Below are 15,097 nucleotides of genomic sequence, written 5' to 3'. Positions count from 1 at the left end.
GCCGATCAGATCGACATGTTCATGATTTCTTTGTAGGCATCGACCATCTTGTTGCGCACTTCGGTCATGGCGCGGAACGAGAGGTCGGCCTTCTGCCCCTGGATCATGACCTGGGCGAGATCGATGCCCGGGTCCCCACGCTCGAAAGCCGAAGACATCTTCGCCGCCTTCGCCTGGGTCTCCGCCACACCCTCGATCGACTGCTTCAGCAGGTCGCCGAAGGCGCCCTTCCCCGCCGGAGCCGCTTCGCCGATACCGCGCAGCGCCGGCATCTCGGTCTGCGCGCTGATGCGCCGCATCTGGAGGAGGAGGCTGTTGACGTCGATCGTGGTCATGACGGTTTTCCAACGCGTTATCGGGTTCGTGACACCCCGATGCACGTCCTGTGCCAATCCGACCGGAGTCAGCCGGCCTGGACGGTCTCGGAGAGGCCGTACTTGCGCAGCTTCTCCACCAGCGTGGTGCGCTGGACACGAAGCAGCTTGGCCGCATGGGCGACGACACCGTTGGCCGAGTTCAGCGCCTGGCGGATCAACCCGATCTCGATGCCCGCGAGGTGGTCCTTGAGGTCCAGGCCACCCTGCGGCAGCACGGACGGATCGCCTTCACCGGCATAACCGAACGACTCGGTGACTTCGGGCTCGGCTTCCATCATGGCGATGAGCGCCGCGCCGGAAACTTCTTCCATCGGCAACGCCCCGCGGTACTTCTCCGGCAGGTCGGCGCCGCGGACTTCACCGTGCGGCATGAGGATGGCCATCCGCTCGACCAGGTTCGACAGCTCGCGCACATTGCCCGGCCAGCCGTAGCGGCACAGGGCGCCCATGGCGCTGGGCGAGAAGCGCACGGACGACAGGCCGCGCTGGACGAGGCGCTGGTTGAACTCGGAGATCAGCGCCGGCAGGTCTTCCAGGCGCTGGCGCAGCGGCGGCATTTCCAGCGGGAACACGCTGAGGCGGTAGAAAAGGTCTTCGCGGAAGCTGCCGCGCTCGATGGCACCTTCGAGGTCGCGGTGGGTGGCGGCGATGATGCGTACATCACAGCGCTGCGGACGATTGCCGCCGACGCGCTCGAACACGCGCTCCTGCAGCACGCGGAGCAGCTTCACCTGCATCGGCAGGCTCATGTCGCCGATCTCGTCGAGGAAGAGCGTACCGCCTTCGGCCATCTCGAAACGGCCCTTGCGGGTACTGATGGCGCCGGTGAAGGCACCCTTCTCATGGCCGAACAGTTCGCTCTCGAGCAGTTCGGCGGGGATGGCGCCGCAGTTGATGGCGACGAACGGCTTGTCCCGGCGCGGCGAGCATTCGTGGATGGTGCGTGCAACCAGCTCCTTGCCACTGCCGGACTCGCCGAGGACGAGCACGCTCGAATCGAACGGCGCGACCTGGCGGATCAGCGCGTTCACCCGCTGCATCGGACCGGACTGGCCGACGAAGCGGCGGCTCGCCGGGACCGGCTCCATGCGCGACTGCAGCGCGCGAAGGGCTTCGGAGAGCCGCTCGTAGCGCAACGGCATGTCGATCAGTTCGACATGGTTGCTGCGCGTGTCGTCGGCGATAAGCAGCGTCGCGAGCGGGGAATCCGCGGCCACCAGCATCGGCAGGCCTTTGCCGGCGCGGTCGACGGCCGAGAGGTAGCCTTCCAGTTCGTTCTCGTCTTCCACCGTCCCGACGTACACGCCGCGCCAGCTCTCAGCCACTTCGGCAGGCTGCATGCGGTTGGCGAGCACCGGGCGGTAGCCCAGGAACGCGAGCGCGGAAACGACGGTTTCGGCGCGGGATGCGTCGGATTCGACGACGAGAAACTGAGAAGACTTCACCGGAATACCTCGCTTTGGGCGTTTGGCCGAAGAGTTCGAGCGGGTCCCCCGCTGGAATCCCGTCGGCTTCGATGCAAGGTATCAATCAAGGAGCGTGCCAACGCCGGAATTCCGACGCACGTGAACGGAAATTGACGTGGTGGCGCGGCGTCCAGGCGCGTCGGGCAAGTGTGAGGAGCCAGTCGCCGGACGCTCGCGTGGTGTGGGTTCCGCCCGCCGTGACGGACGGTGTCACGAATGTGACGCGGGACGCCACGCGTCGTTCTTACGTCACGTGACGTAAAAGGTCACATTGCCTCTTGGCCACCGTCCGCAGGCCGGGCCTGGGCCCGCGCCTCGGCCACCTGGCGCCGGTGCTGGCGGAAAACCAGCCGCTCGATACCGTCGCGAACGGCCTCGGAGAGCCCTTCGAAGGCGACGAACCCCTTGCCGTCGCTAGGTCCCGCCATGCGCATGCCGGGCAGTTCGAGGGGCAGCGCCCGGCAGCTGTCGAAGTGGATCTTCAGCATGACCGACTGCCCGACGGGCGGCAGGCCGGCCCAAGACAGCACCGCGCCGGCGGCGTTGAAGCGCAGGGGAATCCGCGGCGGCAGTCCAGACTGCGGAAGCAGTAGCCGGTTCACGATTTCCATCAGGACGTTGAGCTTGGCGTCCAGTCGGGCCACTTCATGGGAAAGCGGACTGTCGTCTTCCGCGCTGTCCGTACGGCGCTCCATGAGGGCCGACACGGCGACGAGGACGCTGGCGTTGCGATCGTTGATCAGCCCCAGGGCCGCGGCATCGGGCCGTGAGGTGGTTTCGCACGTGGCGTGGAACGCGGCGTCCCAGGCGACCCGTTCGGAAAATGCCTTCCAGCCTTCGTCGCCCATGCGCCCTACCCCCACCGCAGAAGGATACCGCTCAGAAGGAACTATACGCGGCCACGGCGCGGCGCACGCGACGCGATGCATCCCAGGCCGCGGCCGCTTCGTCGCGCGCCACGGAAACGAGGTCCTTGATGAGACCGTCCAGCAGCATGATCGACTTCAACGCCTCCAGGGCCTCCGGCGCCGGTCGCATGCTGCCGCGGCGCAGGATCGGTTCCCGCTCGGCCTCGAGATCGGTCAGGTCGTCCCAGCGCCCCTCGCTCGCGGCGGCGTGCATCGCCTCGGTCAGGTCCAGCACGCGGTCGAGGTCGCACCAGACCTCGGTCACGCCCCGGCTCCGGCGGGTTGGCGCGCCTCGACGGGAATAGCGACCCAGCTGTCGCGGATCTGGACGAGCAGGCGGTTCACTTCCTCGATGGCGTCGCTGTCGCTGTGCAGGTTGGCGTGCAGGAGCCGGCGCGTCATGTAGTCGTACAGTGCCTCGAGCTGTCCGACCAGGGGCGTCCCCACCTCGTGGTTCAGGGCGGACTGCAGGGCGCCGACGATCTCGATGGCCTTGGAGATGGCCTCGCCCTTGCCCGCGACGTTTCCCGTCGCGATGCAACCCCGGGCGACGCGCATTCGCTCGAGGGCGCCATCCATGAGCATGGTGATGAGGCCATGCGGATCGGCCGTTTCGACGCCGCCTTGCGTGCGGACTTGCTGGTAGGCGCCTGCGCCCTGGGAGTATCCGAGTGCCATGTCTTTTTTCCTGGGACGGCCGTTACTTGTTCGCGGTCAGCGCGTCGAACTGCTGCTGGAGGTAGCTGCTGGTACCGGCGAGCTTGGTCATCATCGCGTCGAGCGCCGTGTACTGCTTCGTCAGGCGGTCGCTGTAGTCCTGCATCTGCTTGTCGAAGTCCGCGGCCTGATCCTGCAGGTCCTTCGTCTTCTGGTTCAGATTGTTCTGGCGCTGGGTAAGGATGCCCGTGGTCGACGTCCAGCTGGTGATCAGCTTGTCCAGTTTGGGCGCGATGCCGCTGTCCCCGCTGAGCAGGTTCTGGGTCTCCTTCGGGTTGTCTGCCAGCGCCTTGTTGAGCTTGGTGGTGTCCAGCTTGAGGCTGCCATCGACCTGGAAGGCGACGCCAAGGTCGCTCAGGGACGTCGGCCCACTGGTGTTGCCCGTGAACTGGGATCCGAGCAGGGTCGAGACCTGGTTCTTGATCGAATTGACCGTGGCGTCGCCAATGAGGGCGCCGACCTGCTGGTTGGTCGCGTCGTACTTCGTCAGCTGCTGATAGGTGGAGATGAACGAGTTATAGGAGGTGACGAGCGAGCTCAGCGCGCTGGAGACGGCGCTGGTGTCATTGGTGATGGTGACAGCGGTGGGAATGGCAGCAGGAGGCGTGCCGTTGTCCTTGGCGCTGACCTTGGACAGTGTCAGCGTTACGCCGTCGATCGCTTTCGTAACGACATTGGTCGGACTGCTGGCGGCGAGCCCGTCGATGGTGAATTCGGCGTCCTGCGCCGCGACCGTCGGGGTACCCGTGGCAGGGTCGAAATCCAGCTGCGAAAGTTTGCCGTCGCCTCCGCTGGTGACGACCTTGAAGGCATTGTCCTTGCCGGTGACCGACGACGTGAGCACGAGGTGCGCGCCATCCTTGCCAGTCACGATACTGGCAGTGACACCAGGGTTGTCCTTGGCCTTGTTGATGATGTCGCGGATGTTCTCCAGCGTGTTCGCGCCGGACGCGATGTCCACGCTCATCGACTTGTCGCCGATGGAAATCGTGAGGTTTCCGGTGCCGAGCGCGGACTTGCTGTCGGTGAAAGCACCGGAAGTCGTCTTCTGCGACGTCGCCAGCTGGGTGACCGCGACGTTGTAGACGTTGGGCTGTGCCGTGCTGTCGGCGGCGGCCGAGAGGATCGTGGAGTCGCCCACGGAAGTCTTCGTTGTCGTGAACGCGGTGCCGTTGGTCAGCGCCTTGATCGCGCTCTGCAGGCTGGTCAGCGACGAGGTGCAATTGCCTACCGCGGAAATCTGGGTGGCGTTGGCCTGCGAGTCGGCCGTGTTCTTCGCATCCTGCGCCTTGCGCTTGTTGGCGACAAGGTTGGTGACGATCGATGCGACGTCGATGGAACTGGAACCGAGATTGACGGGATTCGTGGCCATGAAGCTTCTCCTTGAAGACGCCTCACTGCCCCGGGCGCCAATTTGTCGACGGCTGGCCACCCTCGCGGGCGCCAGCCGTGACAACTAAGCAATTACCCTGCCAAGGCCCGGCGTATCCGGGCCCGGCGGTCTTACATCTGTTACTGGAGCAGTTTCTGGACGATCTGCTGGCTCTGGTTCGCCTGGGCGAGGACCGAGACGCCGGCCTGCTGCAGGATCTGGGCCGAGGACATGTTGGCCGTTTCCTGGGCGAAATCCGCATCCGTGATGGCCGAACGCGAGGCCGTCAGGTTCTGCGAGATGTTCTGCAGGTTGGAGATCGTGGACTCGAAGCGGTTCTGCACGGCGCCGAGGTCCGAACGGAGGTCCGAGATCGACTGGAGGGCGGCATCGACCCGGTTGATCGTGTCGTTGGCGCCGTCGACCGTCTTGATGCTCGAGTCGGCGAGCGTGCTCGTGGTGGAGACGTCGATCGCACCCGCCGTCAGGCCGGCAGCCGTGATGTCGGCGGCGGTACCACCCACCGTGATGGTGGAGGCCGAGGCGAACTTCACCGCGCCGTCGGAACCGACGTAGGCATTGATGCCGTCACCCGACTTGGCGTTGACCGCATCGGCCAGGTCCTGGGCCGTGTTGAACGTGCCGGAGATGCTGAATGCGGCGTTGCTGCCGACCTGCAGGGTGACGTCACCGATCGTGAGCGGAGCGGGCGAACCCGCATCCACACCGGCAACATCCTTGAGCGTGCCGAGCTGGGCCACGTCGGCGCCAGCGACGACCGGGGCGGCGGAATCCTTGCCCGTGGTGCCGCTGGTGATGACCAGGTGGTTCGTGGCGTCGAAGCTGGCCGTGGCGCCGGAGGTGCCGCCAGCCAGGGACGCGTTCAGCGCGGTGAGGAAGCTCGCCTGGTCGGTGGCGCCGGTGACGCTGGCAGCCTGGCCGTCGACCGTGATGTCGAAGTCGGCCGTGTAGTCGGCGATGACGCTGGAAGCGGTGGTGGTGCCCGCCGTGTTGGCGGCAGCCTTGAAACCGCCCACCGAACCGGTGGCCAGCTGGCCGACCTGGTTCGCCTTCACGCCCTTGTCGAGGCCCACGGTGATGACTTCACCGACGTTCGCGCCGACCTGGAAGCTGAGTTCCTTGGCCGAACCGTCGAGGACCTTCATGCCGTTGAAGTTGGTCTGCGTGGCGATACGGGTCACTTCCGACAGACGCTGCTGGACTTCGGCGTCGAGAGCGGCACGGTCGCTGGCGGAGTTCGACGCGTTGGTCGACTGCACGGCCAGCTCGCGGATGCGCTGCAGGTTGTTGGTGACTTCGTCCAGCGCCGACTCGGTGGTCTGCGAGAGCGAGATACCGTCGTTGGCGTTGCGGACAGCCTGGGTCAGGCCGTTGATCTGCGTGGTGAAGCGGGTCGAAATGGCGAGGCCGGCGGCATCGTCCTTCGCGCTGTTGATGCGGTTACCCGACGACAGGCGCTCGATCGCCGACGACAGCTTGGTCTGCGAGGTGCTCAGGTTACGCTGAGCATTCAGCGACATGATGTTGGTGTTGATGGTCAAAGCCATGATCTTGATCCTTGGTAAGCGGAACCGAATTGCCGGAGGTTGTGCGGCGTAGTCCGGCGGGGTTCCGTTAGGGAAGCCTTCCGCCTCAGGGAGGTTTACGGCACGCCGGGGACAAACTTGAGGACTTTTTCTTCCTGTCAACAACTTTCTTGATCAGGGCCAGGTAGGCGTGAAGCCCGTGGCTCTGTCGGGGAAGTTATCGGCCGCTCCTCCACGGGGTTTAGGATCAATTTCATGGCTCTGGACGAGAGCCGTGGCCAAAAGGAAAGGGAACCTTTCGGCTCCCTTCCCTGGCGACGCGACTCCACCCGCAGGGCGACTCATTCGAGTAGCTTGAGGACCAGCTGTTGCGACGCATTGGCCTGCGCGAGCACGGCCATGCCCGATTGCTGGAGGATGGTCGCCATGGTCTTCTCCGCACTTTCCTCGGCCATGTCCGCTTCCCTGATGGCGGTACGGGATTCGGTGAGGTTCCCCCGGATGTTGTCGAGGTTACGGATCGTCGACTCGAGTCGATTCTGCACGGCGCCGAGCTTGGAGCGCGTGGTGCTCACGGATTCGAGACTTGCATCGATGCGAGCGATGAGCGCGTAGGCATCGTCCTTGGTGAGGACGGAACCGTCCGCGAGCGAGCCCGCGGCATCCACATCGTAAGTCGTCGCGAAACCCAGACTCGCCGCCTTGGCACCTGAAACGGTGGCTGCCGATCGGGCATTGAACTGTAACTTACCGTCGGCATCGACGAAGGCGGACACGCCAGTCTTCGCATTGGCGTTCAATGCGTCAGCGACCTGTTGTGTGTTGCGGAACGAACCCACGATTTCGAACTGCCCGCCGTCCGCGGTACTGAAGCTGAGGTCGCCCGCCTTGAGATCGAGGCGGGCTCCGCCGACGCGCTCGATATCCAGATCGTTGCCATTGGCATTGATCGTGACCTTGTACTCCGAACCGAGCTTGGCCTGGAGGAAGCTCTGGGCATCGTTCGCAGTGCTGCCCTTGTAAGTCGACCAATTGACGTCCGCGCCGCCATAGTCCTTCACTCCCAGCGCTTGGCCGCTGGCTTCCATCCAGTCGGGATTGGCAGCCTCGCTTCCTTTGTAGGGATTCGCGACGAACGCAGCCTTAAGGTCGACTGCGCCACTGGCGAGATGACCCACCTGATCCGCCCGCATGCCCTGCTCCAACTGCATGTCGATGGTATCGCCAATGTTCGGGCCGACCTGGAAGGTCAACCGTGCACTGCTGCCGTCGAGGACTTTCATGCCGTTGAAGCTTGTCTGCGTAGCGATGCGCGTGATCTCCGCAAGGCGCTCCTTCACTTCCTCGTTCAGCGCACGACGGTCGTTGGGAGAGTTCGAGCTGTTCAGGGACTGCAGTGCCAACTCACGAATTCGCTGGAGGTTCGCCGTCATTTCGTCGAGCGCCCCCTCGCTGGTCTGCGCCAGTGAGATGCCATTGCTCGCGTTGCGCTTGCCCTGCGCGAGGCCGTTAATCTGCGTCGTGAACCGGGTCGAGATGGCAAGACCCGCCGCATCGTCCTTCGCGCTGTTGATACGCATGCCTGAACCCAGGCGCTGGTAACTCGTCGCAAGCCTGCCCTGGGTGAGCCCAAGGGACCGTTGCGCATTGAACGAAGCGATATTGCTGTTGATGTTGAACGCCATGCCGATGTCCTTCCTTGTCGTGGCGAACACGCCGCGTGGTCGCGACGGCGGTGCGTGTCCGCGGCTACGTGATTGCCGTAGAAGGTGATCGACAACTTGGCGACGTGTTGTTGACAGCGCGGACTGACGTGTGCGTCGGGGATGATGGAAGTCGGCGTAGGCTTTCCCGGTGGACAGGCACAAAAAAAGGCGGCCCGTGGGCCGCCTGGATTAACGCACTTTCGCTAGCACCCATCGCCGCTCTAGCGGCTCCTACATTACCTTCTTGTCACTTGAGGTAATTGAACAACGTCAGGTTCTGCATCTTCACGTACGCCTGCTGCGCGGCGGTCAGCGCCGACTGCTGCTGCACGAACTGGCTCGTCGCGCTGGCGTAGTCCAGGTCCTGCAGGTTCGACAGCGTCGTCTTGTACTGCAGCTTTACGTCGTCGCCGATCTGCGCCTGCTGATCGAGCGTGTTCATGCGTGCGCCGATCTTCGTGCGCGTGTTGAGAAAGCTGGTCGATGCCTGGTCCAGGTTCTGCAACTGCGCGTTGATCTGGTTGCTCATCGGCGCGCCGCCGCCCGGCGCCTCGAACGCATTGATGATGCCGGCGACGGTCGAGAAGACATCCTGCGACGACGACGGCCCCACGGCGAAGGTGTCGCCCGCGGCCGGCGTGCCGGTGATATTGAGCTGCGCGCCCTTGAAGTTGATCGTGCCGGTCTCGCCGGTATAGGTACCGGTGCCGAGCGGCGGATCCGTCGGTAGCGCGGCGGCGTCGCGGATCTCGTAATCCGTCGCCGTGGTGAAGGTGATGGTGTAGTTGCCGCCGTCCCACGCCGAGGCGTCGGTGACCGACGTGGCGCCCACGACGGCCGTGCCGGTGTTGGTCGCGCCGGCACTGGTGAGGAACGTGCCGTTGCCCCCGCGGATGGCCATGAAGACGTCGGAGCCGCTGTCACCGGTGGCTACCTGGAGGCCGGCTGCCGCGGCGACCATGCGCTGGTTCTGGTCGCCGCCGTAATTCACGGTCAGGCCGTCGATGGTGAACGGCTGGGTGGTGGTCCGGCTGCCAGCGAAGATGTATTCACCCTGCCCGTCCCGGGTGTTTCCCAGGGCGACGAGCTGCTTCAGCGTCTGGCGAAGTTCGGTGGCGATCGACTGGCGCGATTCGTCGGTCTGCGTGCCGTTCACGCCTTGCAGCGTGAGCGAACGGATGCGGTCCAGGATGTCGCCTGCCGAGTTGAGCGCCTGCTCTTCGACGGAGAGTCGGGTCGTCGCCGACTGGATGTTGCGGGTGTACTGGTCGTTCTGCGCGCTCGCCGAACTCGTGTCGATGGCGCGCGCCGCCGCGGCGGGGTTGTCGGCAGGCGTCTGGATCGCCTTGCCGTTGCCGAGCGCGAGCTGGGTCTGCGACAGCGAGTACTGCCGGTCCAGCATGGTGTTGACGGCCTGCTGCTGCCCCCAGGAGGTGGAAATGCGCATGATCAGCCCCGCACCGCGCTGAGGAGGGAATCGAAGATGGTATTCGCCGCGTTGATGACTTGCGCCGCCGCCGCGTAGGACTGCTGGAACCGCAGGAGGTTTGCCGCTTCTTCGTCCATGTTCACTCCGGAAAGGCTCTGCTGGGCGGACGTGGCCTGGTCGAGGATGCTTTGCTGCGCGTCGAGCGCGGTGTTCGCCTGCGCGCCCGCCGTGCCCACCTGGGCGATCAGCTGGCTATAGGACTTGCCCACCGTCGTGACGCCGTTGTCGAGCACGCCCTTGTTGGCGACATCCGCCAGGGCGAGCGCGTTCCCGTTGTCACCGCTGGCCGATCCCGCCGGCTTCACGCTAAACGTATCGTTAGCGGCAGGTACGCCCGAAAGCTTGAGCGTCCAGCCATTGCCGGTGATCGTGTCACCGTCGGCATAGGTCTGCACGGGTCCGCCACCCACCTGATACGTCGTCGGCGAAAGGAAGACGATGTTGGTCGGGGTATTGAACGCTGGATCCGCGGGATCGGTGACGGTCAGGTTGCCGAGGGTCGCCTTACCAGTGTTGAGCGCACCCTTGCCGGCCGCCAGCGGGCCGGACGCCGCAATCTTGTTCGTGTCGCTGATCGCGACGCTCAACGTCGACGCCACGTTCCGGGTCGGCTGGATCTGGAAACTGTCGCCGGCCGCCGGCGTACCGGACGGCACGGTGATCGCCAGGCCATCGATCAGGATCGGATCGGCCGCCGTGCCCGTGCCGCTGGACGGCACGGCGACGCCGGCGGTGGTCGTGACCGACCAGTTCGTGCCATCGAACCGCATGATGTAGTCGGACGGGCCCAGCTTGCCGACGTCGGTGACCTTGGCCACGACTTGCGCATTGCCCGTGTTCCCCGTGCTGTTGAAGATCGCCGAGTCGTTGATGTTGAAGAACTTGCCGCCGGCGTCGCCGTTGAGGTCGATACCTTGCGCATGCTGCTTGTTGAAGGCGTCGCTGAGCGCGATGGCCGCGCGGCCGAGCTGGTTGCGTGCCGGATCGAGTACGTTCGTGCGGAAATCGAAAGTCGCGCCGAGTGAGCCGGAACCGAGCTGCCCGCTGATGACGGAGCCGGTGGGCCCAACCACCTCCAGCCGCGAGGCATCGTACGGGTTGCGCGCGGTCGCCAGCTGGGTGGCATCGGTACCGTTCACCAGCGGCTGGCCGTTGCCAACCGAGACCGTGACCATGTTGTCGCCGCCCTGGGAGACGTTCACACCGACGATCTGCGAGAGCTGCGAGATCGCCTGGTCGCGTGCATCGAGCAAGTCGTTCGGCGCGGCACCGCCTACCGAGGCCTTCTGGATCTGGCCATTCAGGTCGGCGATGCTCTTCGCCAGGCTGTTGATGCTGTCGACCGAGTTGCTGATCTCCTGGTTGGTCTGCTGGTCGATCTGCTGGAACTGCGACGATAGCGTGCGGAAGGTCGAGACCAGCGAGTTGGCCTTGCCAAGCAGCGCCTGGCGGCTGGCCGTGTCGACAGGGGCGTTGGCGACGTCGCTCACGGCGCCGAAGAAGCCATCGAGGGCGGTCTGCAGGTTGGCCGAGCCACTCACCGCGTTGTTGGCCGCGGCGGTGAGGCCTGCGTATTGCAGCGCGCGGCTCTGGCCGGAGTTGGCCGACCACACGGACTGCGTGAGGAACTGGCTGTAGGCACGCTGGACGCTGACCGCGTCGGCACCCTGCCCGACGTAGAAGCCGCCATTGAACTGCGGCGTGCGCGCGTTGAAATTCGTGATCTGCCGCGTATAACCGGCCGTATTCACGTTGCTGATGTTGTGGCCCACGGTCGCCAGGCCTACCTGCGAAGCAAGCAGTCCCGAGATACCTGTGGAGAGCAGATCGGCCATCGTCGTATTCCCTTCTAATCCCTGGTCGGTTCGCGGGTCACAGTTCCGCGGCGATGTTCTTCAACGCGGCGAGCGCCTGCTTCATTACCGGGCCGTTCGCAATATCGGTGAGCTTGCGCGCGTAGCTGGGATCGGTGGCGTACCCGCCTTTCACCAGCGCATGCGCGAAGCCGGCCACATCGTCGCCGCGGCCCACCGCGGCCGCGTAGCGGGGGCTGCTGGAAACCATGTCGGCATAGTCCTTGAACGAGTCGGACGGCGAGTCGTAGGCGCGGAAGCTGTCTTTTCGCCGCACCGCCACGCCGTCTTCGTATTCGAGCGTCGGCACGTTCACACGCTTGCCGTCCCAACTGCTGCCGGCCTTGATGCCGAACATGTTGAAACTGGACGTATGGCCCTGCGCCGGCATGTGCTTGCCCCAGCCTGTCTCGAGTGCCGCCTGGGCAAGGAGCGCTCGGACGGAGACGCCGAGCTTCTTCGCCGCTTCAATGGCATGCGGGGCGAGCTTCTGCACGAATTCCTCGGGGCTCGACACGGTGAGCTTGCCGACCGCCCCGGCGACCGCATCGGCACCCTCGCCCACGGCGCGTCCGGCGCGCCCAAGCATACGCTCGAGCGAATCCATGAGTCCGCTTTGCTGGTCCGACGGCGAAGACACGGCGGCAACAGTGCTGGCGTCACCCGTGACGTCCGCGAAAGGATCGTTGGACGCCGAGGTCTGCGCCGGCGTACCGCCCAACTGGCGGATGAGCATGTCGGCGATGCCGATGCCCCGGCCTTGCGAAAGGGTCAGCGAAAGCTGGTGGTCGAACATGTCGCGATAGGCGTTGCCCGCCTGCGAACCCATGATGTCGTCGCCCAGCGCCGAGCTCGCGTCGCGCATGGACTTCAACATCATCTGCGTGAAGATCGATTCGAACTGCTTCGCGACGGTCGGCAGGGCCGCCTTCGAGTCCTTCTGCGCGGCCGCACGCAAGCCGGCGAACGCGGACATGTCCGTGTAGGTGCCGAGCCTTTGGTTGTCGACCGGCGCGGCCATGTCAGATCACCACCAGCTCGGCATGCAGCGCGCCGGATTCCTTCAGGGCCTGCAGGATGGAAATGAGGTCACTGGGCGAGGCACCCACCTGGTTCACCGCACGCACGATGGCGTCGAGGCTGGTGCCCGGTCCGAACTTGAACATGTGGCCGCCTTCCTCGCTCACCGCCACCTGGCTGCTCGGCACTACCGCGGTCTGGCCGCGACTGAACGGGGCCGGCTGGCTCACCTGCGGCTGCTCGCTGATGGTGACCTGGATGGCGCCATGCGCCACCGCGGCGGCACCGACCTTCACGTCGGAGCCGATCACGACCGTGCCGGTGCGCGAATTCACGATGATGCGCGCGGGCGCGTCGCCCGGCGTGACTTCCAGCGCCTGGATGGTGGATAGCCAGGAGACGCGCTGCGACGGGTCCATCGGAGCGCGCACGGCGACCGACGCGGAATCGAGGGCATTCGCCGTGCCAGCGCCGAAGGACTGGTTCACGGCCTGCGCGATACGCGCGGCCGTGGTGAAGTCCGCAGTGTTGAGGTTGAGCATGAGGTCGCCGCCCTTGTCGAAAGACGAGGCGACGCTGCGCTCGATGCTGGCACCGCCGGGAATGCGGCCGCTGGCGGAGATGTTCACCTGCACGCTCGAACCGCTCTTGCCCTGCGCGCTGACGCCACCCACGACGACGCTGCCCTGGGCAATGGCGTAGACCTGACCGTCGGCGCCTTTCAGCGGCGACATCAGCAGCTCGCCACCGCGAATGCTCTTGGCGTTACCGATCGACGCGACGGTGACATCGATACGCTGCCCGGGCTTCGCGAACGGCGGAAGGTCGGCGGTGATCGTCACCGCCGCGGCGTTCTTCAGCTGCGGCCGCACGTTGGCCGGGACGTTCACGCCGAACTGCTGGAGCATGTTCTCCAGGCTTTGCGTGGTGAACGGGGCCTGGCTGGTCTGGTCGCCGCTGCCATCGAGGCCAACGACCAGGCCGTAACCGATCAGCTGGTTGCTGCGGACGCCACCGACCTGCACGAGGTCGCGGATGCGATCCGCGTGCGCGGGCAGGACGGCGCCCAGCGCGAGCACCGCGATCGACGCCTGGAGGATGCTGCGGAAGGAACGGAAAGCGTTCATCAGAACGGCATCCACTTCGAGTCGAAGAAGCGCGACAGCCAGCCACGCGTGTTGGAATCGGCGAGCGTGCCTTTGCCGACGTACTCGATGCGTGCATCGGCGACGCGGCTGGACGGCACGATGTTGTCGTTACCGATGTCCTGCGGGCGGACGATGCCGGAGATGCGCACCAGTTCCTCGCCCTGGTTGATGGTGAGCCACTTCTCGCCCCGGACTACCAAGGCACCATTGGACAGGCGCTGCGCGACGGTGACGGTGATCTCGCCGGTGAGCTGGTTGCTCTGGCTGGACGAGCCGTCGCCGTCGAAGGCGTTGTTGCTGGAGAGCGAGCTGTCGGCCGTCTTGCCACCGATGCGCAAGCCCTGGCCGAGCAAGGTCGGCGACGAGATGGTGTTGCCGTTCTTCTTGGTCGTGCTCGTCGCCGCCTTCTTGCTGGCCTGGGTGGCTTCGACGAGGGTGATCGTCAGGATGTCGCCGATGCGATGCGCGCGCGGGTCGGCGAACAGTTCCATGGATTGCTGGTCGGCGTAGATCGACCCCGTGGCCTGCGGCTGTGCGGCCGGCTCGACGGGCAGCGTGGCTGTATACATGGGCTTCGGTGTCGGCGGCACCATGGCGCAGCCGCCGAGCGCAAGGAGCGGCAGCGCGGCGACGAGGAGGCGGGCGATGATGCGGTTCATGGGGTGTCTCAGGTCTTGTTGGAGATGAACTGCAGCATCTGGTCGGATGCGGAGATGGCCTTCGAATTCATCTCGTAGGCGCGCTGCGTCTCGATCATGTTCACCATTTCCTCGACGACGTTGACGTTCGACGTTTCGAGGGAGTTCTGTTCGATCGTCCCGAGGCCGTTGAGACCGGCGGTGCCGGTTTGCGGCGCACCGCTGGCGGCCGTCTCCAGGTACATGTTGTCTCCGCGCGGCTCGAGGCCGGCGGGATTCACGAAGTCGGCGAGCTGGATGGTGCCGATCTGCTGCGACGCCGGATTGGCGGCGGTGGTGACACTGACCGTGCCGTCCTTGCCGATCGTGATCGTCTTCGCGTTCGCGGGAATGGTGATGGCCGGTTCGATCGGATAGCCGTCGTTGGTGACGATCTGACCGTCCTGGTCCTGCTTGAGAGCGCCGTCGCGCGTGTAGCCGACCGTGCCGTCCGGCATCGTCACCTGGATGAAGCCCCGGCCCTCGACGCGCATGTCCAGCGGATTGCCGGTCTGCTGGACGCCACCCTGGTCGAACATCTTCTGCGTACCGACCACGCGCACGCCGGTACCGATCATGTAACCGGTGGGCGACTGCGTCTGCTCGGTCGTCTGCGCGCCGGCCTGGCCACGGTTCTGGTAGGACAGGTCCTCGAACTCGGCACGGGAGCGCTTGAAGGCGGTCGTGTTGGTGTTGGCGAGGTTGTTCGACACGACGTCCATGCGCGTCTGCTGCGCATCGAGGCCGGTCTTGGCGATCCAGAGGGACGTGAACATCGTTGACTCCTGCGCGCTGGCGCTTTACGTGCCGGCGACGG

At 65.3% G+C, this 15,097-nt stretch carries 14 protein-coding genes; all 14 read right to left on the bottom strand.

What is annotated here, in order from left to right; translation table 11 throughout:
* Window positions 1-5: 5 nt before the first annotated feature.
* Window positions 6-335 carry a flagellar hook-basal body complex protein FliE gene (fliE, locus tag ACQKIE_RS11215; RefSeq protein WP_427459016.1) on the bottom strand — a complete coding sequence of 110 codons (330 nt, stop codon included), beginning with the start codon at window positions 333-335 and terminating at the stop codon, window positions 6-8.
* Window positions 336-403: 68 nt separating this feature from the next.
* Entirely contained in the window at window positions 404-1,822 is a 1,419-nt protein-coding gene (locus ACQKIE_RS11210; protein WP_427459014.1) for a sigma-54 dependent transcriptional regulator, read from the bottom strand.
* 287 nt (window positions 1,823-2,109) lie between these two features.
* The gene (locus ACQKIE_RS11205; protein WP_427459012.1) at window positions 2,110-2,691 is read right to left on the bottom strand and encodes a PilZ domain-containing protein; all 582 of its coding nucleotides are present in this window, start codon (window positions 2,689-2,691) and stop codon (window positions 2,110-2,112) included.
* A 31-nt stretch (window positions 2,692-2,722) separates the two neighbouring features.
* On the bottom strand, window positions 2,723-3,016 hold the full coding sequence (locus tag ACQKIE_RS11200; RefSeq protein WP_427459010.1) for a flagellar protein FliT: 294 nt from the start codon (window positions 3,014-3,016) through the stop codon (window positions 2,723-2,725).
* The gene (gene fliS, locus ACQKIE_RS11195) at window positions 3,013-3,429 is read right to left on the bottom strand and encodes a flagellar export chaperone FliS (RefSeq protein ID WP_427459007.1); all 417 of its coding nucleotides are present in this window, start codon (window positions 3,427-3,429) and stop codon (window positions 3,013-3,015) included. The genes ACQKIE_RS11200 and fliS overlap by 4 nt, the downstream gene beginning before the upstream one ends.
* A 22-nt stretch (window positions 3,430-3,451) precedes the next feature.
* Window positions 3,452-4,840: a flagellar filament capping protein FliD gene (gene fliD / locus ACQKIE_RS11190; protein ID WP_427459004.1), complete on the bottom strand. Its 1,389-nt coding sequence runs from the start codon at window positions 4,838-4,840 to the stop codon at window positions 3,452-3,454.
* Window positions 4,841-4,980: 140 nt separating this feature from the next.
* Entirely contained in the window at window positions 4,981-6,408 is a 1,428-nt protein-coding gene (locus ACQKIE_RS11185; RefSeq protein ID WP_427459002.1) for a flagellin, read from the bottom strand.
* 320 nt (window positions 6,409-6,728) lie between these two features.
* The gene (locus ACQKIE_RS11180) at window positions 6,729-8,072 is read right to left on the bottom strand and encodes a flagellin (RefSeq protein ID WP_427459000.1); all 1,344 of its coding nucleotides are present in this window, start codon (window positions 8,070-8,072) and stop codon (window positions 6,729-6,731) included.
* Window positions 8,073-8,340: 268 nt separating this feature from the next.
* The gene (gene flgL / locus ACQKIE_RS11175) at window positions 8,341-9,540 is read right to left on the bottom strand and encodes a flagellar hook-associated protein FlgL (protein ID WP_427458998.1); all 1,200 of its coding nucleotides are present in this window, start codon (window positions 9,538-9,540) and stop codon (window positions 8,341-8,343) included.
* A gap of 2 nt (window positions 9,541-9,542) precedes the next feature.
* A complete protein-coding gene (flgK, locus tag ACQKIE_RS11170) occupies window positions 9,543-11,417 on the bottom strand; it encodes a flagellar hook-associated protein FlgK (protein ID WP_427458996.1) in 1,875 nt (624 codons plus the stop codon).
* Between the two features lie 37 nt (window positions 11,418-11,454).
* A complete protein-coding gene (flgJ, locus tag ACQKIE_RS11165) occupies window positions 11,455-12,456 on the bottom strand; it encodes a flagellar assembly peptidoglycan hydrolase FlgJ (protein ID WP_427458994.1) in 1,002 nt (333 codons plus the stop codon).
* 1 nt (window position 12,457) lies between these two features.
* Complete coding sequence (locus ACQKIE_RS11160) at window positions 12,458-13,582, bottom strand: flagellar basal body P-ring protein FlgI (protein WP_427458992.1); 1,125 nt, start codon at window positions 13,580-13,582, stop codon at window positions 12,458-12,460.
* Window positions 13,582-14,262: a flagellar basal body L-ring protein FlgH gene (gene flgH / locus ACQKIE_RS11155; RefSeq protein ID WP_427458990.1), complete on the bottom strand. Its 681-nt coding sequence runs from the start codon at window positions 14,260-14,262 to the stop codon at window positions 13,582-13,584. Before flgH ends, ACQKIE_RS11160 begins: the two co-directional genes overlap by 1 nt.
* 8 nt (window positions 14,263-14,270) lie before the next feature.
* Window positions 14,271-15,056 carry a flagellar basal-body rod protein FlgG gene (gene flgG / locus ACQKIE_RS11150; RefSeq protein WP_427458988.1) on the bottom strand — a complete coding sequence of 262 codons (786 nt, stop codon included), beginning with the start codon at window positions 15,054-15,056 and terminating at the stop codon, window positions 14,271-14,273.
* Between the last annotated feature and the right edge of the window lie 41 nt (window positions 15,057-15,097).

Origin of the sequence: Luteibacter sp. NPDC031894, from assembly GCF_050273135.1 — a bacterium.
Lineage (GTDB): Bacteria > Pseudomonadota > Gammaproteobacteria > Xanthomonadales > Rhodanobacteraceae > Luteibacter.
The sequence above is the reverse complement of the archived record's forward strand: the minus strand, read 5'-3'. Positions and strand labels throughout refer to the sequence as shown.